Origin of the sequence: Metabacillus sp. YM-086, from assembly GCF_048059995.1 — a bacterium.
Lineage (GTDB): Bacteria > Bacillota > Bacilli > Bacillales > Bacillaceae > Metabacillus > Metabacillus litoralis_B.
Window position 1 is genome coordinate 1 of the sequence record NZ_JBLUOI010000048.1, and the last position, 21,583, is coordinate 21,583.

The window sequence follows — 21,583 nt, forward strand, 5'->3', positions numbered from 1 at the left end:
TGGACACGGCTGAAAAAATATGTGATCGGTTTTTACTCGTATCAGGGGGAACAATGGTTGCTCAAGGAACAATTGAGGAAATTCAGGCAAGTACAGGCCTACCTGGTGCTTCTTTACTTGATTGCTTCAATAAAGTTGAGGAAGGCAGGTAAAGAAAAATGAGAGGAAGAAAAATTTGGTGGAGACGCTTGAAACAAGATTGGCTTTATCAATTTAACATTATTCGTACGGTTTTTGATTGGACGATCATTGTTTATCTTCTTATCCCATTCTTGGCTTTTTTAGGCATAACCTATTACTCCTGGTGGAACTCGTTGCCTGATTGGCTTGAGGGAGTGCCGTATGAAGCTCTTTTTCTTAGTTGTTTTTTGTTGTGTTGGCAAGGTACCATTCGAACGTTTATGGAAGAAGCTGATCAACTTACACTATTACAATTTTCAAAGATTATGACGGAAATAAGGTATATCGGGGTCATTTACTCTTGGATCCTACTACTTCTTAAGTGGTTACTACTTTTTGTTTGGTTATATCCGTTATTAAACCATTACGATGATCTAACTTTTTATCAGTTACTTGTTACTTCTCTATTCTTTTTTAGTTTAAATTTATTACTTACAACTTACAAACAAGTTGTTTACAAGTTTGGATTTTGGAAGAAGCTGATCATTGAATTAGTTGTTACTTGTTTCATTTTGATTTTGTGTTTTGCTATTATCTTTAAGCCTATTCATCCGTTAATTATAGGGATTGCTCTCATTTTTTTCTGCTTATCATTATGGCAAGTGAAGGGATATCAATCTCAAATAAAAACATTCTATGATGATGTTGAAAAAGAACAAAGAAATAAAGTGAAATATATAAAGTTTATGTTTACTGTGAATCCAGAAGTCACAATGCCACAGGTAAAAAAGCAAAAGAAAAGGTCTCGGATATTATGGAGGAATTCCGCAAGAATTTTTCAGAAAAGATCACCTGAAAATGGGGTAACAGAACTGTTTATGAAATCATTTCTTCGTGATAAAGGGAATCTACTACAATATTTTCAGGTTATATCTATTACATCAGCTATCATATTCACTACACCTATATGGATAAAATGGTTAGTAACAATCGTCTTTTACTTTTTCTTTAGAGAATGGATTGTACTGATGTTTAAAGAAATAGTAAAACAGAACCCATATCTGTCAGCTGACTATGGAGAAAAGGAGTATATGTTTATTGCCCAGAAAAAATGTGAAAACCGATTTGTTTACCCAGGTGTTTGCCTCGTAATCTTAATAGCTAGCTTATCAACAGTGATTGCTATTTTATTATAGTAGAGCTCAATTATTTAGAACTTTGCTTTAAATTATGCTAGGCTATATATAGAAAAGCTTACATTTTTTGAAAGCAAGCAGCATACCAATAGCTATTACATATTGTACATACGTAGGCAACGGACTAATCGGAGGTATTAAGGTGATTATTTTAAAAAGTAAACGAGAAATTGAACTCATGCATAAAGCAGGTCAACTGCTGGCAAATTGTCATAAAGAAATTGCTAAAAGAATCAAGCCTGGTGTTACAACACTTGAAATTGATGCATTTGTAGAACAGTATCTAAAAAAGCATGGTGCAACACCAGAACAAAAAGGGTATAAAGGCTATGAATTTGCAACATGTGCATCAATAAATGATGAAATCTGCCATGGTTTCCCGAGAAACACCCCATTACAAAATGGTGATATCGTCACAATTGATATGGTTGTAAATTTAAATGGTGCACTTGCTGACTCAGCCTGGTCGTATGCTGTAGGAGATGTTTCACCTCAAGCGGCTAAGCTATTACAGGTTACGGAGGAAGCTTTAAATAAGGCAATTGAACAATCTGTTGTTGGAAACAGACTAGGAGATATTGGTCACGCTATTCAATCATATGTTGAGGACGTAGGGTATTCAGTTGTTAGAGATTTTACAGGTCATGGAATTGGAAGAACCATTCATGAACCACCAACAGTTCTTCATTATGGTGAGCCCAATAAGGGTCAGCGCTTAAAGGAAGGCATGGTTATCACAATTGAACCGATGGTGAATATTGGAGCGTGGGAGTCGAAAATGGACGATAACCATTGGACAGCAAGAACAGTAGACGGAAGTTTATCAGCACAATATGAACACACAATTGCAATAACAAAAGATGGTCCACTTATTTTAACGAAACAATAAGACATGTTTCTTTATAAAAAAAGCGAAATGAATCTAATGATTCATTTCGCTTTTTTTTAGTGTCCACCAATAAAGGCTAGTTGAATGAAAAAGAGAACGGCAAAAATATAAACAAAGATGTGAACTTCTTTCCACTTTCCTTTTGCAATTTTCATTAAAGGATATGAAATGAAGCCAAGTGCAATTCCAGTAGCAATGCTTGATGTTAGGGGCATGCTTAAAACAACTAAAAAGGCAGGGAACGCTTCGTCAAGCTCTTTCCAATTGATTTCTGCAATAGCCCCCATCATTAAGCTTCCGACAATAATTAATGCTGGTGCAGTAATTGCGGAGATACCAGAAACTGCTCCAATTAAAGGACTGAAAAATAATGTTAGACCGAATAGGGCTGAAACGGTTAACGTTGTTAAGCCTGTTCTTCCACCTGCTGCAACACCGGCAGAAGATTCAATGTATGCACTAGTTGGACTTGTTCCAAACATTGCACCAATTGTTGTGGCAGCTGAATCTGCTAGCAACGCTGTACGAGCTCTTGGTAATTCATTGCCCTTCATAAGCCCTGCCTGTTGAGCCACTCCAATCATTGTTCCTGTTGTATCAAAGATGGTTACAAGCAAGAAAGAAAACACAACGGCATATAAGCCATGTGATATTACATCAGTTAAAGCTGAAAATGGATTTGTAATAATCAATCCTTCAGGCAAGCTTGGGAATGACATAACTCCTTGATCAAATGATAATTGCCCTGTGAAAAAGGCGATAATCCCGGTTATAACCATACCAACGAATAACGCGCCATGCACATTTAGGCTCATTAATATTAATGTTATAGCTAAACCAATTAATGCTAACACAACAGATGGAGAATGAAGATCACCTAATGCCACTAGATTGTTTGGATCTGCTGTGACAATTCCTGTTAATCGAAGACCAATAAAAGCAATGAAAAGGCCAATACCAGCTGTGATTCCATGCTTTAAATTGCTCGGTATTGCTTCAATTAATTTCTTTCGAAACGGAGTTAGCGAAAGGATGACAAATAGTATTCCGGCAATAAAAACAGCAGAGAAGGCTGTTGTATATGAAATATTTTCATTTGCTCCAACAACGGAATAGGCAAAGTATGCATTTAATCCCATCCCCGGTGCAATCGCAATTGGATAGTTTGCTGATAGGGCCATCCAAAGTGTCCCTATTATTGTCGCAATGATTGTTGCTGTAAAGACTTGGTCGAATGGAACTCCTGCATCTGCCAAAATAATTGGATTCACGACAACGATATAAACCATAGTTAAAAACGTTGTGATTCCAGCTAAAATTTCGGTTCGGGCATTTGTTCTGTTTTCTGATAGCTTAAACATATGTACCTCCGATTTTTTACGAACGTTTTTTCAAAACATTTATAATAATATTCGTTTTTAATCTTTATTGCAATAGTTTTCTTCACATTGTCCCTAACAATCCATTTATATTTTGTGACAAAAAGATCAAAACTAACAAATAGATTTGCTTTTTAACACTCAACATACTTTTTCATGAAGGCACGTGTTAGTATGATAATAGAATAATGAATAATATGGCAGGAGGATCATATATGAATTGGAACGAAGAAGTTGAGAAAAGAAGAGAGAGTCTTATAAAAGATACACAGGAATTTCTACAAATTAAAAGTGTATTGAATGAGGACTCAAAAACAAGTGATGCTCCGTTCGGAGAAGGAATCCATAAGGCATTTTCTCATCTCATACATTTAGGTGAAGAAGCTGGCTTTACTACTAAAAATGTAGATGGCTATGCAGGTCATATTGAATTAAAAGGAAATGGTGAAGAGGTTGTAGGAATATTATGTCATGTTGATGTTGTTCCAGAAGGTGATGGCTGGACAAGTGATCCTTATGGTGCAGAGATTCGTGACGGGAAAATTTTTGCAAGAGGTGCGATAGATGATAAGGGGCCAACAATTGCAGCATTTTATGCAATGAAAATTGTGAAAGATTTGCAATTACCGTTAAGTAAAAATGTTCGCATGATTATCGGTACAGATGAGGAGAGTGAATGGCGCTGTGTTGATCATTACTTTAAGCATGAGAAGATGCCAGAGTTAGGTTTTGCCCCTGATGCGGATTTTCCGATCATTTTTGCTGAAAAAGGAATTATTGATTTAACGATCGAGCAAAATGGATCTTTCACTGATTTAACATCAGATGTTGTTCTCCATTCCTTTGAGTCTGGAAGAAGATATAATATGGTTCCAGACTTTGCTAAAGCTGTGTTATCATCTCAAAATAACAATGAAATGATACAACAATTTAAATCATTTATTAGCGACAAAAATATAAGCGGACAGGCTATGATTGAAGAGCAAATGATAAGTTTAACTGTTGAAGGTGTCTCAGCACATGCAATGGAGCCTAACAACGGTACGAATGCGGGCATTTTGTTAGCTGAATTTCTACATAATCTGAATCTTGATCAAAAAGGCGAAAATTATATACAAGCGATTGTTCATTATTTCTTAGATGACACGCGCGGTCGTAAGCTCAACATAGCGTTTTCTGATGAAGTTAGCGGGGAACTAACAGTTAATCTAGGTGTGATGAAATACACTAAGGACCAGCTTGGCAAAATTGGAGTAAATATACGTTATCCTGTTTCAGGAAATGCTGAAACAATAAAAAAAGAAATAAACAATGTAGAAGGCTTTTCATTAGTATCATTTGATGACTCGAAACCACACTATGTGGAGGAAAATCATCCCCTTATTCAAACTTTGAAAAAAGTGTATGAAGAACAAACCGGAGAAAATGCTGAGCTTATAGCGATTGGTGGAGGAACATATGCAAGATCGTTAGAAGCTGGTGTTGCTTTTGGACCTTTATTTCCAGGTAGACCAGATGTTGCTCACCAAAAGGATGAATATATTGACATTGAGGATTTATTGAAAGCAACAGCCATTTATGCACAAGCAATATATGAATTAGCAAAATAAGGTTTGCCCTGTGAGGAAAAATAAAAAAAGCTGTCGAGGCTTCTCGACAGCAGCACGGGAGGGGAAGCATCTTCTCACTTTTAAAATGAGAAAACATCACTTGATAAGTATCTTTCCCCTGTATCACAAGTGATACACACCACAACATCATCAGGTGTTAGTCGTTTTGCAACTTCAATTGCTGCATAGCATGCAGCTCCGGAAGAAGGCCCAACTAACAGTCCTTCCTCACGTGCTAATCTTCTTGTAATGTCATATGCTTGTTCATCTTCAATTTTAAAAATTTCATCATATACATCTTGATTTAAAATCGGTGGAATAAATCCGGGGCTTGTCCCAACTAGCTTATGGTTTCCAGGTTTACCACCTGAAAGGACAGGAGAACCGGCAGGCTCAACAACATGGACTGTTACATTTTTATAATGTTCTTTCAAGGCTTCACCTGTACCTGTAATGGTACCGCCAGTTCCAGCTGTCGCAACAAATGCTGAGAGTGGTTTGCCGATTTCATCAAGGGCCTCTATAATCTCCCTTGCAGTTGTATGTCTATGAGCATCAGGGTTTGCATGATTATCGAATTGCATTGGAATAAATGAATCAGGAATTTGTTTAGCTAGCTCCTCAGCTTTTTTTATTGATCCTGGCATTCTTTCATGTCCTGGAGTTAGAACCACTTCTGCTCCGTAAGCTTTAAGCAAGTTAATTCGTTCTTTTGTCATAGTATCAGGCATAACGAGGATTGCTTTATAGCCTCTTGCTGCCGCGTTCATTGCAATTCCAATCCCGGTATTCCCACTAGTTGGCTCAATAATAGTTGAATTTGGCTTTAATAAGCCTTGTTTTTCTGCCTCAACGATCATGTTGAAAGCTGCTCGGTCTTTCACGCTTCCACTCGGGTTAAAGAATTCAAGCTTTAAATATATTGATGCACCATTTTCTGGGTTTAAACGATTTAACCTAACTAGAGGTGTATCTCCGATAAGCTCTGATACGTTATTTGCAATTTTCATGTTGCCACTTCCTTTTTCATTTATATAAGGCTGTTAGAGAACCTTGAGCCGTAGTATTTTTTACACTATCAGAAAGGATATAAATTTTATGGAGGATAGTATAAGAAAAACTAGGGCTTTCGCCATTAGGACTTGGCGATAAGCAAGTTTTTCTAATAAATCACTTATTTTATAATATAGACAGTTAACAGTATAGCAACTGCTGAACGCATTGTATATGAAACGACCTTTTAAAGCTTGGATATGTGGGATAAAATAAACTTATCTTAAATAACATTGGGGGCTGCTATGAAAAAACATTATTTTATTGCCGTACCTATTGAAGAACATCATCAACAGCTTATTCAAAATTGGATTACAACCTATAAAAATAAATTGCCCTTTCAATCATGGGTCCATCCAAATGATTATCATATTACATTAGCATTTTTAGGTGATGTAGGGGAAGTTGAGAAATTAGAGTTATTAGTCGAGAAAATTCAACAGGTTGTTCAGTTTGTTCCACATTTTGATTTGATGTTAAAAGGAATTGACGTTTTTGGTAAGCAGGATGCTCCAAGAATTTTTTGGGCTGGTGTAAAAGAATCAATGAATCTACAGCATTTACAAAAACAAGTGTTTGACAGATGTCAAGAAGTGGGGTTTCAGCTTGATAAAAAGCCTTTTCGTCCTCACATTACGTTAGCGAGAAAATGGAAGTCAGAAGAGCCTTTTAGAAAATGGCCACAACTAGATCATGCTTTTGAAGGAAGTTCATCTCATTTTCATGTAAAGAAGATTCATCTGTATCAAACAAATCTGAATAAAATTCCAAAGTATGAGGTGGTTGAAACATTTCCTTTGAAAACTTTGGAGAATGAAACAGAATGAAATATGTTAAGCTGATTCTACAAATTACTTGTTTATATGGAATTTATAGTATAGGTGAAGGAATTCGGGCACTTATTAAACTTCCCATTCCAGGAAGCTTGATTGGAATGGTTTTATTATTTGTCGCTCTTCATTTTAAATGGATTAAAAGAGATTGGTTTTCTTCTGGGGGATCGTTTCTTTTGAAAAATTTGCCGATATTATTTATTCCTGCAACTGTAGGGATTATTGATTATCTGAATTTATTTAAAGGATTTGGGATTATTACCTTATTCATTGCATTTTGTAGTACGATGATCGTTATGGTGGCTTCAGCATATATAAGTGATGTTCTTTTGGCAAAAGGGAAGAAAGTTCATAAAGATAAGGGGCTATCTTTATGACAATTTTAATAGGGTTATTTTTTATTTTGATAACTTTACTTATTTTTAGTTTTATGAGGAAACTTTACACGAAATTTCCACATCCGATATTAGTTCCAATTTTTACGTCTAGCCTGTTCATTGTCATTATCCTTCTTTTAGCTAAAATATCTTATAGTTCATATATGATAGGTGGTCAATGGATTGAGCATCTTTTAGGTCCTGCAGTTGTTGCTTTTGCAATTCCACTTTTTGATCATCGGGAAACTTTAAAGCGTAACATAGTAAGTATTTTTACTAGTGTTTTCATTGGTTCGCTAATTGGCGTGTGTAGTGGGATTATCATGAGTCTATTAACTAATGTAGACGAAAAACTATTACGTTCGTTAGCACCTAAATCTGTCACGACTCCAATAGCTATGGACATAAGTGAAATGGTAGGAGGAACACCGACTCTTGCAGCTGTTTATGTCATGATTGCTGGAATTTCAGGAGCAATGTTTGGACCTTACTTGATGAATTTGTTTAAAATTAAACAACCAATTTCAAGGGGAATTGGCTTAGGGACTGCTTCACATGGGATTGGAACGGCAAGAGCATTAGAGATGGGAACGGTTGAAGGAGCCATAAGCTCAATTTCCATGACACTAAGTGCAATATTTACTAGCATTCTTTGTCCAATCCTTTTATCCTTATTTTTATAAAGAGAATTTAATTAAAGAGGCTATAACACTAGGACACCATTAGTTTACGATTAGTGGGAAACTGCCTTTGAAGTAGCTAAGTTTTAAAAACAGCAAAATAGGAGTTGTTCAGCGTTTGGCGCAAATCATTAAGCTTTTTGATTATATATCCCGCTATGAATTAGATGCTTATCGTTACCCAAGTCAATTCATACGTTTAAAGAGACAGCAATGGGAAAAGGTATTTCAGGCCTGGGAGAATAACATGTTCCATACTGTTATGAAGGTAAGTGAAACGCCTGATAACCAAGATGAAGAGGAAGAAGAGAAATCTACTTTAATTAAGAAATTTAAAAAAAGATTTTCAAAGGTAGAACAAGAGCAACAAATGATTAAACCTCTAGTAAATGATTCGGCTTTAGATGATGATGAATTACAGTTTCAATTTACGACAATTCCAAAGACACTTGATGACTTAAAGCATTTATTTTTAGATTATATTTTTCGTTTTCAAATTCGATGGGCAAGTTCAACAATCCGTGAGAAATCCTCTGTTGATCATGCTATTTATCGAGATCAATTATTGCCTTATTTTGTGAAACGTCTTCCCGATCATTATTTATTACTTTATCGTCCTGTTTTCAAACTGAAAAATGCACCGGTAGAATTGGATATTATCTTAATTGGGACGACTGAAATTTATTGTTTAACAATTGTAGAACAATTACCTGAAACTGTTTTTATTGGTTCAAAGGAGAAATTTTGGACAGCCCGAAGAGGGGACGCAGAACGCAAATTATTAAATCCTGTACTTAGTTTAAATCGTACGGGTACGGTTGTACAAAAATTAATTCATTCACAAGATATTGATATTTCAGTAAAAAAATTAATTATAAGTCGAAACGGTTATGTTGACTATCCCTTTGCTCCACATGATATAACGATTTTAGATAAGAGAAATTATGAAGAATGGTTTCAAAGACTAAGAACCTCATCAGCGCCTTTGAAACACACCCAGTTAAAAGCTGCCCAAGTTCTCTTATCGCACTGCTTAACAAACTCTTTTAATCGAAGTGAATGGAATGAAACGACATAAAAGTTTAAAGTTTTTTTGTTAAATTTGAGCTTTAGATAATTGATAATCTTAGTGGAGCGTAATGAAACGGTCTATGCATAAAAACTAAAACCTCAATTTTAAATGTTTATCAAATAAAGGACAAGATGTCATTTTGTCCTTTATTTTATTTCCAAAAAAGCAATGATTTAAAATGAAAAGCTAATAAATGGGACATGAACACAAATATTACAAATACATAAACTATGAACAAGATGGAGCTTCAATATGAGTGTATTATTTTTGATTATTCACCAGGAATCTGGTTATGGTAGAGGAAGTAAAATATGGAAAAAAGTTAAGAAAGAACTTGATAAAAGAAAAGTGTCTTTTCGTTCTTTCTATACAGAATATCCTGGACATGCGGAGGCTCTTGCCAGACAAATCGCCACAATCCAAGATTACCGTCTAAAAACTGTTATTGGAATAGGTGGAGAAGGCACAATTAATGAAATTGTAAACGGTTTAAGTTCATTTGATAAAATACAGATGGGCTTTATTTATTCAGGAAGTAGAAATAAATCACTGACCAATTTCTCTTTATCTTCTGACCCAAAAAAAGCTATAAAACATTTATTTCAACGCTGGAATGCACCTTTAAATGGATATTATTTAGGGGAATATCGTGTTGAAGGGAAGAGTGGGAAGAATTATTTTTTCAATCGTGTGGGTATAGGGCTGGACGCCAGTATACTGAGTCAAGAAAAAAAGGAGGGAAAGGCAAAGTCAGGTTTGCCCATTTTAGGGCATGTCAGGTTTATTGTCGGGCTATTAAAGGTATTATGGAATTATGAATTCTTTTCAATATCTCTTGAGACAGATCAAGAGCAACCCTTAGAGTTTGATTCAGTATGGTTCATAATCGTTTCTAATCGTTCTAATAGAGATGGAAATTTACATGTTTTAATCATAAAAGAAGCTAAGCGGCTTAAATTACTACCTTTATTATTATTGACTAAGGAAAGAAACAAAACAAAAAATGAGTTTATTGAGGAAATATCCTGCAAAGAGATCACAGTGAAGACTGATTCCACTCGACTTGTTCATGCTGATGGAGATGTAATAGGAGAAAGCCCAGTGATTATCAAGATTAGTGAATCACATAAGGCATTTATCCTATAGATGTTATGGTTTTAACATCGGAAATTCTATCATTGTTAGAAATTGGTCCAAATTCACAACAAAAACTCTCATATGGGGGTGCTCATCATGCTGAGTATTAATAGGCAATTCCAAGCCTTTTTAGATAAAATGAATGAAATAGCAGTTATTATGCCTAAGGAATTTGATAGTGAAAATAAAGCTTTTTTTATAAAGAATGATCAAAATCAAGAGGCTCTATTAATAGTAGAAAAAATTGATATTGGAAAACAAATAAAATATGTCTGTAGTTTATCGAACCCACTATCATTTGGGAAAACCTACATCATTAATGATGAAGATGGTTTAGAAACAGATTTACAAATAGGAGCTGTCATTCGGTCGGATGAATTCGATAAGAAATTTTATTATGATGGCAATGATTTAGGAGCAAATTATACTAAGGAAAAAACAGAGTGGAAAGTCTGGGCTCCTACAGCAACCATTGTAAAACTTCGAATTTATCGAAGCGATGGAACGCAAGTTGATACTTTCCATATGATCAGATGTGAAAAAGGTACATGGTCGATTACACTTGATGGTGATTATGAAGGATATTATTATACGTTTCTAGCTTGCATAAATCTTGTGTGGAATGAAGCTGTTGATCCATACGCAAGAGCGGTCTCAATTAATGGGGAATACGGTGTTATTATTGATCAAAGCTTAACAAATGTACCAATAATGATTCCATCTGCTCTTAAACAGAAAACGGATACCATCATCTATGAGGTTCATGTTCGAGATTTTTCTATTCATGAAAATAGCGGGATGAAAAATAAAGGGCGATATGAAGCGTGGACGGAGCTAAATACCAAAAATAGTTTAGGCGATTCTACAGGTATTTCCTATTTGAAAGAGTTAGGTGTCACACACATTGAATTGTTGCCTGTAAATGATTTTGAGGAAGTTGATGAACAAAAACCCTTCGAAGCATATAACTGGGGCTATAACCCCCTGCATTACTTCGCACCAGAAGGGAGTTATTCTCTAGCGCCTGAAAACCCGTATAAGCGAATAATAGAACTCAAAACACTTATTCAATCTCTCCATAAACAGAATTTAAGAGTTATTGTTGATGTAGTTTTTAATCATGTTTATTCCAAAGAAAATTCTTCATTTGAAAAGTTATTACCAGGTTACTATTTCAGGCATGATGAAAATGGAATGCCTTCTAATGGAACAGGTGTAGGAAATGATCTTGCCTCGGAACGAATGATGGTCAAAAAGTTTATTGTAGATTGTGTAAAGTATTGGATGAATGAGTTTGATATAGATGGCTTCCGTTTTGATTTAATGGGCATTCTTGATGTTAAGACTATGAATGAGGTTCAGAAAGAAGTTCTAGAGATAAAGGAAGATGCTATTTTATTAGGAGAAGGATGGGATTTGCTTACTCCATTACCTTATGAAGAAAAAGCAATCATTCCGAATGCTCATAAGCTGCCAACGATTAGCTTTTTTAATGACCAGTTTAGGGATGTGATTAAAGGGAGTACATTCAGTGTTCAAGATCGCGGGTTTGTATATGAAAACCTTGATACTCTCGAGCAGATGAAAGCACTTATAACTGGATCACCTTCTATGTTTCATGAACCTCACCAATCAATTAATTATGTTGAGTCACATGATAATCATACGATGTGGGATCGCTTTTTATCTTTTGCAGATTCTGAAAGCGAAGAATTAAGAAAGGCAAGACATCGGTTAGCAACAAGCATTGTTCTATTATCTCAAGGCATCCCCTTTCTGCATGGCGGCCAAGAATTTTTCCGAACAAAAAACGGTGTGGAAAATAGTTATAACTCCCCTGATGAAATCAACCATCTAAATTGGAATGAAAGATCACAACAAAAAGAAAATGTTGAGTATATGAAAGGGTTGATAAAGCTTAGAAAACTCCATGGGGGTTTTCGATTATCATCTCAAGAATTGATAAACAAACATGTGCATTTTAATAATTATCCTCATCTTCTTTCTTATGAAATGAAGAATGTAGGAGCCTATGGACCGTGGGAAAGACTAGTTGTCATTCATCATCCTCAATGTCAAACATCGTATCAATTTATTCTTCCTGGAAATAAGGGATGGAAACAGATTATTAGTCCTTCTACGATCCTACTCGATCGACCTATTGAGGTAGATCATAAAATAGAGATAAGAGAAATCGGAACGTATGTTTTTTGTAAAAACTAGGATTTTTAGTTTTGCTTGACTAGTCTTAGTCTAAGAGGCTAAAATTTAATAGGATGGCTATAGTGCAAAGAGTCTATAATCACTAATAGCTATCCTTTTTATATGAGCGATTATTTTTTTACTATTGTAAGAACCTAAAGGAAAATAACTTTTTCATAAATTTTTATACGAAATGTTGGGTTGAAATTGAAGGTGAACTGGTTGGAACAAGTATTAGGTAGCGAGTGGAAAATTACACCTGCTGGAGGAGCAACAGGAGATGCTTATTTTGCAACAAAAGAAGGGCAGGAGCTTTTTTTAAAGCGAAACAGTTCTCCATTTTTAGCCGTACTCTCTGCAGAAGGCATCGTTCCAAAGTTAGTGTGGACAAAGCGGATGGAAAATGGTGATGTGATTACAGCACAACACCGCCTAATTGGCCGCGAGCTAAAGCCAAAGGAAATGAATGGGCAAAATGTAGCTGAATTGTTGCATAAAATTCATCGTTCAAAAGAGCTTTTAGATATGCTGAGAAGATTAGGAAAGCAACCGCTCACTCCAAACTCCATAATTGAAGATATTTGGCAAGCAGTTGCTTTTGAAGGATTCGATATTCCTGAAATTACTGAAGCTATAGAGCTCTTAGTCAAACAATTGCCAAATGTTCAATGTAATGACCAAGTTGTCTGCCATTGTGATGTGAACCATAATAACTGGCTTCTATCTGAGGATAATCAATTATATTTAGTTGATTGGGATGGAGCTATGATTGCTGATCCTGCTATTGATATAGGCATTTTACTTTACTGGTATATCGATGAAGCTGATTGGACAGAATGGCTTTTATCATACGGTTTGGAGCTGGACGAGCATCTAACAACTAGAATTTATTGGTATGTGCTCTTACAAGCACTAACCTCTTTTTTATGGTACCATGCAAAAGAAAATGAAAAAGAAAAGCAAAACTGGGTTGAGCATATCAGAATCATACTTGATAAAATAAAAAACCGTTAAGAATAGGTATCAATTTCATTAATCCATTGTGATAATTGATTTTGGTGTGATTCTATATGTTGATCTAATGATGCTGAATATTTGCCCGTCTGGCTATAGTTATATATATCTTCAAGCAGTTCCATTGATTGTTGATTCGTATTTGAATGAACCATTAGAGATTTAATGACTCTTTCCAGCTGTTCACACTCTGCTACAGTTCCACAGCATTCACTTTGATGATCTGATAAAATATCTTTTAGTAAGTTTACCTGATCCTGGTATTGAATTGGCAAAATAAACACTCCTTTTAATAAGCCATATACCTTTAATTTGTGTTTATTAAGTAAAAATATACAAGTAAATCTTATTATAAGAAGATCAATTTTCACTAAGGTACTGACTGGATAAAGGTCAGTCTTTTTATTGCAATGAAAGATATGTAAGTAATACAATTCCTGAATAGGTGTATTTAGATAAGCCTTGCGAACAAGCTTTTTTCATGTTATGTTTTAGAACGATATAATAACGATAGAGGTGTCTTCATGCGTTTACGTAATAAACCTTGGGCTGGTGAATTTATCGCTGAGCATTCTGACTATGCTATTTCAAACCCTGAAAATTATAAAGGGAAATGGCATGAAGTGTTCGGTAATCAAAACCCAATTCATATAGAAGTAGGGACAGGGAAAGGGCAATTTCTAGCAGGAATGTCTCAACAAAACCCTAACATTAATTATATTGGCATAGAGCTATTTGATAGTGTTATTGTGGCTGCTATTCAAAAAGCAGTTGATAAGCAACTTTCTAATTTTAAGTTGCTTAACGTGAATGCGAAAAATTTAACAGAGTATTTTGATCAAGGAGAAATTGATCGTGTCTACTTGAATTTTTCTGATCCATGGCCAAAAACACGTCATGCGAAGCGACGTCTTACTTATAAGAGTTTTTTACAAATGTATGAGAATGTACTTGTAAAAGGTGGAGAAATCCATTTCAAAACAGACAACCAGGGATTATTTGAATATTCTCTTATTAGTTTTTCGGAATATGGACTTCGATTAAAATATATTAGCCTTGATCTTCATAAAAGTGATTTTGAAGGAAATGTTATGACTGAATATGAAGAAAAATTTTCTGAAAAAGGTCAACGTATTTATCGTGTAGAAGCTAAGTATATGAATGAATAAGTTCTTATTTGAGGAAATGGTGAAAATGCCATTTCCTTTTTTGTGTTTTATGCTGATCATTATAGGATCTCACATCTTTTTCCTAACGATTATCTCTATGGTAAAATAATAGATGGGGAGGGATGTTAATGGAAACATTTCAAATTGGTCAAACGAAGATGACATGGTTAAAGGGTGGAGTTACATTTCTTGATGGTGGGGCAATGTTTGGGGTGGTCCCAAAGCCGTTATGGTCTAAGAAATATCCTGTTAATGAAAAAAATCAAATCGAACTTCGAACAGATCCAATCTTGATTCAAAAAAATGGGTTACATATTTTAATTGAATCAGGAATAGGTGCAGGAAAGTTTAGTGAAAAGCAGCTTCGGAATTATGGAATTCAGGAGGAGTCTTCTGTTGAAGATACCCTAGAACAATTGGGCCTAACAACAAATGATATAGACTATGTGTTAATGACTCATATGCATTTTGATCATGCTTGCGGTCTCACGAAATGGGAGAATGGGCAATTAACATCCGTATTTCCTAAAGCGAAGATTATTACTTCCTCAACTGAGTGGGAAGAAATGAGAAATCCAAATATACGATCAAAAAATACTTATTGGCAAGAAAATTGGGAGCCCATTCAAGAGCAGGTTGAAACGTTTCAATCATCTTTATTAATTGAAGAAGGAATTACTATGTACCACACTGGTGGACATAGTGATGGTCATAGTATTATTGTCATTCAAGACGGTGGAGAAACAATCGTCCATATGGCTGACTTAATGCCAACACATGCTCATAAAAACCCTCTTTGGGTTCTTGCGTACGATGACTACCCAATGACTTCAATAGAAATGAAGCAAACATGGTTGAATTTTGCGGGAAACAACAATGCATGGTTTACCTTTTATCATGATGCATTCTACCGGAGCATAAAGTGGAATGAACAAGGTGAAATAATCGGCAAACTAGATCGAGTTAGGACATAGTTAAGAGGATAAGGGCATTTCAAATGAAATGCCCGACTTTAAGCGATACTGCTTAGTTAATTTTGTCAACATGAACAATTGTTCCACTGTTTGTGTCAACAAAGGCCTCATACTGCTCTAATTGATCCTGTACAGTTCGAGACACACCTGCTTTATAAACTTCATAAGACAAATGGTCAGTTGAGAAGTTTTCAGGAACTGTATAAATCCAAGACCCATCGATGGGTCCTTTTTCCTTAAAGGCTTTTTTCACGATTTCAAGTGCTTTTTCAGATGAAATTTTGCTTGATTTTAATTGGTCTTTTACTAAATACGTCCCAGCAATACCTAAGCCTAAGCCAAGTAAAAAATATTTGCTTTTCATGTTTCACACCCCTTTTTTATATGTCTTTCACACTGTGTTTGGGTATCTAAAGTTTCAACTCTATCATTAGTATACAGAAACCTTTAAGGCATGTTAAGAACGATTAGATGAGGTAATAGTATGTTTTAGGTATGACGGGCTATTGATCAAAGAAGTCACTACATAATAATCAAGGGCTAATGAAAGAACTGTGTTATATAAAAACGGTCTAGAGTACATAAAAAAACTTGAAAAAGATGAAAAGAGGGAAAACATGAATCAAGAAACATTAGAGTTGTTTAAAACATTAACAGAGCTGCCGGGTGCACCAGGGAACGAGCATCAAGTACGTGCATTTATGAAAAGTCAATTAGAGCCAATATCAGATGAAATTGTTCAGGATAAATTAGGTGGAATCTTTGGGGTCCGAAAAGGCGCGGAAAACGATCCAACGATTATGGTAGCTGGGCACATGGATGAAGTAGGATTTATGGTTACTGCTATAACAGATAATGGAATGCTACGTTTTCAGCCATTAGGTGGATGGTGGAGTCAGGTGCTTCTTGCGCAAAGAGTACAGATTATTACAGACAATGGACCTGTTATTGGCGTTATAGGCTCAATACCACCTCATTTGTTGAGTGAAAGTCAGCGCGCAAAACCAATGGACATGAAGAACATGCTTATTGACATTGGGGCAGATAATCGTGATGATGCAAAGGAAATTGGAATCAAACCTGGACAACAAATTGTCCCTATTTGTCCATTTACACCTATGGCAAACCCTAAGAAAATTTTAGCCAAAGCTTGGGATAATCGTTATGGATGTGGACTTGCAATTGAATTATTAAAAGAGTTAAAAGATGATAAGCTGCCAAATACATTATATTCAGGTGCCACAGTACAGGAAGAGGTTGGATTAAGAGGTGCGCAAACAGCCGCAAATATGATTAAACCAGATTTGTTTTTCGCATTAGATGCTGGTCCGGCAAATGATATGAGTGGAGATAAAAAAGAGTTTGGTCATATTGGGAAGGGAGCAGTTTTGCGAATTTATGACAGATCGATGGTTACACATCGTGGAATGAGGGAGTTTGTTCTCGACACAGCAGAAACAAATAAGATCCCTTACCAATATTTTGTTTCCCAGGGAGGAACAGATGCAGGTCGAGTACATGTATCAAATCAAGGTGTTCCGTCAACCGTAATTGGAGTAAGCTCCCGCTATATCCATACTTCTGGATCTATTCTTCATGTTGATGATTATGCAGCAGCAAAAGAGCTTCTCACACGGTTAGTTAAACAATGTGATGCAACAACGGTTAAAACCATAAAAGAGAATTCCTAAAAGAATAAGGGAGAGGCATACCGTGAGAATAGCAATTGGAACAAAAAATCCTACAAAAGTAAATGCAGTAAAAGAAGCCTTTGCTAAACATGTAAATGCGGAATTTATAGCAATAAATGTTTCATCAAATGTTTCTGCACAGCCTATAACTGATCACGAAACGTTAACAGGTGCTATGAACCGAGCAAAAAATGCTCTCGAGGCTGAAGGTTCACATTTAGATCTTGGGGTAGGTTTAGAAGGTGGCCTGGTAAAAACAGACTTTGGTTACTTTTTATGTAATTGGGGAGCACTTGTTGCACACCAGTCACAACCAATTATTGCAGGTGGGGCTAGAATTATGATTCCTGATGAAATAGGTGATCTTGTTTTTAGTGGACGTGAATTAGGTGATGTAATGGACGATTATGTAAAGAAAAACAACGTCCGCCAAAATGAAGGGGCAATTGGAATCTTTACAAATGGACTTGTTGATCGCACAAAAATGTTTCAAGAACTTTCAAGTCTTCTTATCGGTCAATATTTATATCAACAGAAACATAAATAAGAAATCGAAAACCCTTCAGTTACCTATTTACTGAAGGGTTTCAAGTTTAAATAGGGTCAGAACGTTGAGGAAGCCAGTTGGCTAAGAAAGGGGGTAATTCTTTATCATTTGCCCGAGTTGTATGGCCTCCGTTTTCTAATTTAAAGGTTTTATCTTTACTTGAAACAAAGTCAATGACGCGAATATTTTGCTCCTTTAATACAAGTCTGTCAAAATCAGTTGAAATAACAAGAAGATTAGAAGTAATATTTGCTAAGTTTGCCTCTTTACCATGAATCATTAATCCGCCATTAATTAATTTGTTTTCTTTTCCTAATTCCTGCATTAACTCCCTCATAGCAGCACCTGTAAATGGGATATGTCCATCTGTCCATTTTTTTAGCCGCTTCCACTTTTTTACATATTCATCATCATATGCTTTATTCAGTAATGATAAGTAAGGACTAAAATAGATGGGGTTTGTCACCATCCTCATTGCTGCTTTCATTGAATTTCCGGAAATGAGACCGATTGTATCAAGCAGCTCACTCACATCAAGTTTACCTTCTTTACTTGCATTAGCTAGTTCCTCAAAAAAAGGGACTGTTTCAAAATCGATTGGCGATACATTTAAAATCAAGTTGCGAACTGGTTCTTCGGCAATTGTGGCATACATGGTTGCAAGAGTACCACCTAAGCAATAGCCAATGATTGTAACTTCTTCAGCACCTGAATGTCTTAATGCTCGTCGAACACCTTTTTGAATATAATCAACAACATAGTCACTTGCCGTAATGTCTTTGTCTTCATATCCTGGTATACCAAAATCTAATAAATACACTTCAAAGCCGTTTCGTGTGAAGTTTTCAATGGCACTGTTACCAGGTGCCATGTCTAAAATAAAGGGCTGATTAACTAAAGAATAAACTAGAAATAAAGGTACCTTATATTTTTTTTCAGCAGGCGCATAGTACCACAATGTTGCTTTATTCTTTTTCCAAACAGCTTTTCTAGGTGTAGCCCCAACTTTAGGCTCAGGACTACTCCATACCCCAAAGAAGTTTTTCCATCTTTTTATTTCCTGATCAAGATCATAAGTAGGAGTGGATGGTTGTTTTTTATCCATTTTTTCTCTTTCTCTTTCTTTTTTCTTTAAGAAGCTGTAATAATTTCGTATTTACTTCTTGAAAATCAACTTGACCAGGTGGTTTCATTAATTCTTTATGAAGTTCATCTTTCAGTGAATGGGAAGAGGATAAACACATTTTTTTCTTCTTTAATAGTTCTTTCCTGCATTTAATCACACGTTTCTTAAGTTTATCTTCTAGTTCCTCTAACGGTTTAACGATTTCTTCTTTAATATGGCTAGTAGGATTTTTTATTAAATCTGCTAGTTCATTTCTAAGCTTTTCATCTAATCCTTCAAAGCGATTTTCTGTTAGATTTTTCATAAGCATCTTTTTAATATCTTTTAACATATCTAACACCTCGTGTACTTCATCTTCCAAATCATCGAGTTTATCTTCTGACTGAACAATTAGCTTACCTAAACGACCTACATCTTTCTTAGTAGGAAAGTTTAATTGTGTGGATAATTGCTCTACATATTCATGAACAGCTTCCATTAAATGTGCTAAAACTTTACCGGCTGAATTGGCTGCAACTGCTACTTCTTTATGATCTAATTTATCTTGAATATATTTATTGAGTTTATTTTCCAGAGTAAAACCGAGTTGTTTTAGCAAAGGAAATAATTCAGGTGTTTCGTTCTTACTCATGTTATAGCTCCTCCTATCTATGTGGAAATCAAAAAATTTATTACTATAGTATAGAAGCGCATTCTATTATTTGTGCAAAAATTAATGAACGAGCCTTTGCCTGTTTTTATAATAGATAATAATCTAGTCCAACTTTCTAGCAACTAGTGTAATAACCGTTACAACTCTGTATTAGTGTGAATAAACTATGTTTGTTCATTCTAATTAGGGAGGGATTTTAAGATGGAAGAAAACCAATTTAAGAGTTTATTGGACGAAAATAATCAATATAGTAAAGTTAGAAATATTTACGATCAATTAATCTTATCAAGCCAATTTTATGATATGGATGTTGAAACATTAGATGCTTTTTTAACACACTTTGAACTAAAAGATGGAATTACCTTTGAAGAATTTATGGGTTTATATAAAATATTTGATGCTATATATGAAAAAGATAAATTTCCTATTATTTTCTAGGATATTTTATGATGTTTTTAAAGGGGGGAGATCAAATTGAGAAAAAAGCTTATTACGACGAGCTCAAAGGGACTAATGACAGATTCCTTTCCCTACCAGCTGTATCAAAAGGCAAAAAAATATGGGACTTGGAATCCTAATGAAATTGACTTTTCACAGGATAAAGAGGATTGGAAGAATCTAGGTGAAAAGCATCGGGAATGGATTGTAAGACTTCTTGCACAGTTTCAAGGTGGAGAAGAAGCTGTTACACATGATTTATTACCACTTTTAAAGGTAGTTGCTGAGGAAGGTAGATTAGAGGAAGAAATGTTTTTAACAACATTCCTTTTTGATGAAGCGAAACATACAGAATTCTTCCGGAAGGTTTTGGATGAGCTTGGGGAAAATAGGGATTTAACACACTTACATTCAAAAACCTATCGTAAGTTTTTTTATGAAATACTTCCAGAAACTATGGAGAAGCTCTGGAAAGACAGGTCACCTGAGAGTTTAGCTGATGCAGCCACTGTGTATAATATGTTTTCTGAAGGAGTCCTAGCAGAAACGGGATATAAGGTGTTTGCAGATGGTCTGAATAAAATGCGGATAATGCCCGGATTATTAAAAGGAATTGAGCATTTAAAAATAGATGAATCAAGGCATATTGCGTATGGAACGTTTTTATTACAAAGGTTAATAAGCGAACATCCTCATTTACTAGACAGAGTATTAAAAAAGCTTGAACAATTAGCACCACTTTCTTTAGCTCTAAATGCTGAAGGAATGATATTAGGTGAAGGTGAACATTATGAAAAAAGTAACTCAGAGCTTATGGACTTTACCAAAAAACAACTTAAAGCTAGAGTGGAAATTCTTTCAAGAGCAAAAAATCAACAAATAGATACGGATGAAACCTAAATGAAAAGACTAGGGGTACCGTACCCTAGTCTTTTAACTCATGCTTCAACTACATATGATAGGACGTCAAGTGCTTGCTGAATGTTTTCAACAGTTACATTTGCTTTATTAGACAACTCTTTTAATGGATGATGAAGCTGTTCAGGTCTTATTAAAATAAGAGGTTTGTGTAGTGTAATAGCTGTACTTGCGTCCATAGCAGTATTCCACTGCTTGTATTTTTCTCCAAATAGTGCAATAACAAGGTCCGCTTTATTCATTAACAAAGATGTTCGCAAATTATTAATACTTGATGCAGCTTCATCTTTGTAAACAGGTCCAGGTTGTTCACCAATAATCTTTTCACCAATATCATCGGATAAATCATGTCGTTCCATTGGTCCTACAAATTTAAAAGGTAAATTACGTTTCGCTGTTTCCTTTTTTAATTGCTCGCGCCAATCTGTATGTATTTCTCCTGCCAAGTAAACAATAAATTCCATCATATCCCTCCAAATAGATTTTTATCCATTTTACCATATTTT

23 protein-coding genes are annotated in these 21,583 nt (G+C 35.2%); 16 read left to right on the forward strand and 7 right to left on the reverse strand.

The window, feature by feature from the left end:
- Window positions 1-158 precede the first annotated feature (158 nt).
- Both ACEWK1_RS18410 and map read left to right on the forward strand, forming a co-directional pair.
- Window positions 159-1,316, forward strand: a complete 1,158-nt coding sequence (locus ACEWK1_RS18410) for an ABC transporter permease (RefSeq protein ID WP_251396155.1) — start codon at window positions 159-161, stop codon at window positions 1,314-1,316.
- Between the two features lie 142 nt (window positions 1,317-1,458).
- Window positions 1,459-2,205 carry a type I methionyl aminopeptidase gene (map, locus tag ACEWK1_RS18415; protein ID WP_251396156.1) on the forward strand — a complete coding sequence of 249 codons (747 nt, stop codon included), beginning with the start codon at window positions 1,459-1,461 and terminating at the stop codon, window positions 2,203-2,205.
- A 56-nt stretch (window positions 2,206-2,261) separates the two neighbouring features.
- Here the strand turns inward: map and ACEWK1_RS18420 are convergent, their stop codons facing one another.
- Complete coding sequence (locus tag ACEWK1_RS18420) at window positions 2,262-3,566, reverse strand: NCS2 family permease (RefSeq protein ID WP_212136991.1); 1,305 nt, start codon at window positions 3,564-3,566, stop codon at window positions 2,262-2,264.
- A 233-nt stretch (window positions 3,567-3,799) separates the two neighbouring features.
- Here ACEWK1_RS18420 and pepV point away from each other — a divergent pair, with 233 nt between their 5' ends.
- Window positions 3,800-5,194 carry a dipeptidase PepV gene (gene pepV / locus ACEWK1_RS18425; protein WP_251396157.1) on the forward strand — a complete coding sequence of 465 codons (1,395 nt, stop codon included), beginning with the start codon at window positions 3,800-3,802 and terminating at the stop codon, window positions 5,192-5,194.
- An 80-nt stretch (window positions 5,195-5,274) separates the two neighbouring features.
- Here pepV and cysK read toward each other — a convergent pair whose 3' ends face one another.
- Window positions 5,275-6,204, reverse strand: a complete 930-nt coding sequence (cysK, locus tag ACEWK1_RS18430; RefSeq protein ID WP_121663099.1) for a cysteine synthase A — start codon at window positions 6,202-6,204, stop codon at window positions 5,275-5,277.
- 288 nt (window positions 6,205-6,492) lie between these two features.
- Here cysK and thpR point away from each other — a divergent pair, with 288 nt between their 5' ends.
- The 7 genes from thpR (at window position 6,493) to ACEWK1_RS18465 (ending at window position 13,562) form a co-directional block, all read left to right on the forward strand.
- Window positions 6,493-7,074, forward strand: a complete 582-nt coding sequence (gene thpR / locus ACEWK1_RS18435) for an RNA 2',3'-cyclic phosphodiesterase (protein WP_212136989.1) — start codon at window positions 6,493-6,495, stop codon at window positions 7,072-7,074.
- Window positions 7,071-7,457 (forward strand): CidA/LrgA family protein, encoded by a 387-nt coding sequence (locus tag ACEWK1_RS18440; RefSeq protein ID WP_121663097.1) that lies wholly within the window; start codon window positions 7,071-7,073, stop codon window positions 7,455-7,457. Before thpR ends, ACEWK1_RS18440 begins: the two co-directional genes overlap by 4 nt.
- Entirely contained in the window at window positions 7,454-8,140 is a 687-nt protein-coding gene (locus tag ACEWK1_RS18445; protein ID WP_212136987.1) for an LrgB family protein, read from the forward strand. Before ACEWK1_RS18440 ends, ACEWK1_RS18445 begins: the two co-directional genes overlap by 4 nt.
- Window positions 8,141-8,255: 115 nt before the next feature.
- Entirely contained in the window at window positions 8,256-9,215 is a 960-nt protein-coding gene (locus ACEWK1_RS18450) for a nuclease-related domain-containing protein (protein WP_121663095.1), read from the forward strand.
- A 246-nt stretch (window positions 9,216-9,461) separates the two neighbouring features.
- Window positions 9,462-10,355: a diacylglycerol/lipid kinase family protein gene (locus tag ACEWK1_RS18455; RefSeq protein ID WP_212136984.1), complete on the forward strand. Its 894-nt coding sequence runs from the start codon at window positions 9,462-9,464 to the stop codon at window positions 10,353-10,355.
- Between the two features lie 87 nt (window positions 10,356-10,442).
- The gene (gene pulA / locus ACEWK1_RS18460; protein ID WP_212136982.1) at window positions 10,443-12,569 is read left to right on the forward strand and encodes a type I pullulanase; all 2,127 of its coding nucleotides are present in this window, start codon (window positions 10,443-10,445) and stop codon (window positions 12,567-12,569) included.
- A 192-nt stretch (window positions 12,570-12,761) separates the two neighbouring features.
- Complete coding sequence (locus tag ACEWK1_RS18465; protein ID WP_247345159.1) at window positions 12,762-13,562, forward strand: phosphotransferase family protein; 801 nt, start codon at window positions 12,762-12,764, stop codon at window positions 13,560-13,562.
- On the opposite strand, the gene ACEWK1_RS18470 is transcribed toward ACEWK1_RS18465, so the two are convergent.
- Window positions 13,559-13,846, reverse strand: a complete 288-nt coding sequence (locus ACEWK1_RS18470) for a YtzH-like family protein (protein WP_396653860.1) — start codon at window positions 13,844-13,846, stop codon at window positions 13,559-13,561. The genes ACEWK1_RS18465 and ACEWK1_RS18470 overlap by 4 nt on opposite strands.
- 240 nt (window positions 13,847-14,086) lie before the next feature.
- Between ACEWK1_RS18470 and trmB the strand changes: the two genes are divergently transcribed.
- Together trmB and ACEWK1_RS18480 are read left to right on the forward strand one after the other, a co-directional pair.
- Window positions 14,087-14,731, forward strand: a complete 645-nt coding sequence (gene trmB, locus ACEWK1_RS18475) for a tRNA (guanosine(46)-N7)-methyltransferase TrmB (RefSeq protein ID WP_212136976.1) — start codon at window positions 14,087-14,089, stop codon at window positions 14,729-14,731.
- Between the two features lie 128 nt (window positions 14,732-14,859).
- A complete protein-coding gene (locus ACEWK1_RS18480; protein WP_212136974.1) occupies window positions 14,860-15,705 on the forward strand; it encodes a YtnP family quorum-quenching lactonase in 846 nt (281 codons plus the stop codon).
- Window positions 15,706-15,757: 52 nt separating this feature from the next.
- On the opposite strand, the gene ACEWK1_RS18485 is transcribed toward ACEWK1_RS18480, so the two are convergent.
- Window positions 15,758-16,069 (reverse strand): PepSY domain-containing protein, encoded by a 312-nt coding sequence (locus ACEWK1_RS18485; RefSeq protein ID WP_212136972.1) that lies wholly within the window; start codon window positions 16,067-16,069, stop codon window positions 15,758-15,760.
- A gap of 253 nt (window positions 16,070-16,322) precedes the next feature.
- Here ACEWK1_RS18485 and ACEWK1_RS18490 point away from each other — a divergent pair, with 253 nt between their 5' ends.
- Both ACEWK1_RS18490 and ACEWK1_RS18495 read left to right on the forward strand, forming a co-directional pair.
- A complete protein-coding gene (locus tag ACEWK1_RS18490; protein ID WP_212136970.1) occupies window positions 16,323-17,396 on the forward strand; it encodes a M42 family metallopeptidase in 1,074 nt (357 codons plus the stop codon).
- 22 nt (window positions 17,397-17,418) lie between these two features.
- A complete protein-coding gene (locus ACEWK1_RS18495) occupies window positions 17,419-17,943 on the forward strand; it encodes a DUF84 family protein (RefSeq protein ID WP_212136968.1) in 525 nt (174 codons plus the stop codon).
- 46 nt (window positions 17,944-17,989) lie between these two features.
- Here ACEWK1_RS18495 and ACEWK1_RS18500 read toward each other — a convergent pair whose 3' ends face one another.
- The gene (locus tag ACEWK1_RS18500; RefSeq protein ID WP_121663088.1) at window positions 17,990-19,048 is read right to left on the reverse strand and encodes an alpha/beta fold hydrolase; all 1,059 of its coding nucleotides are present in this window, start codon (window positions 19,046-19,048) and stop codon (window positions 17,990-17,992) included.
- The gene (locus tag ACEWK1_RS18505) at window positions 19,041-19,700 is read right to left on the reverse strand and encodes a hypothetical protein (protein ID WP_212136966.1); all 660 of its coding nucleotides are present in this window, start codon (window positions 19,698-19,700) and stop codon (window positions 19,041-19,043) included. The genes ACEWK1_RS18500 and ACEWK1_RS18505 overlap by 8 nt, the downstream gene beginning before the upstream one ends.
- A 222-nt stretch (window positions 19,701-19,922) precedes the next feature.
- On the opposite strand from ACEWK1_RS18505, the gene ACEWK1_RS18510 reads away from it, so the two are divergent.
- A complete protein-coding gene (locus ACEWK1_RS18510) occupies window positions 19,923-20,159 on the forward strand; it encodes a hypothetical protein (RefSeq protein ID WP_121663086.1) in 237 nt (78 codons plus the stop codon).
- Between the two features lie 36 nt (window positions 20,160-20,195).
- Window positions 20,196-21,059 carry a R2-like ligand-binding oxidase gene (locus tag ACEWK1_RS18515; protein ID WP_121663085.1) on the forward strand — a complete coding sequence of 288 codons (864 nt, stop codon included), beginning with the start codon at window positions 20,196-20,198 and terminating at the stop codon, window positions 21,057-21,059.
- 38 nt (window positions 21,060-21,097) lie between these two features.
- On the opposite strand, the gene ACEWK1_RS18520 is transcribed toward ACEWK1_RS18515, so the two are convergent.
- Window positions 21,098-21,541 carry a YtoQ family protein gene (locus ACEWK1_RS18520; RefSeq protein WP_121663084.1) on the reverse strand — a complete coding sequence of 148 codons (444 nt, stop codon included), beginning with the start codon at window positions 21,539-21,541 and terminating at the stop codon, window positions 21,098-21,100.
- Window positions 21,542-21,583: the final 42 nt, after the last annotated feature.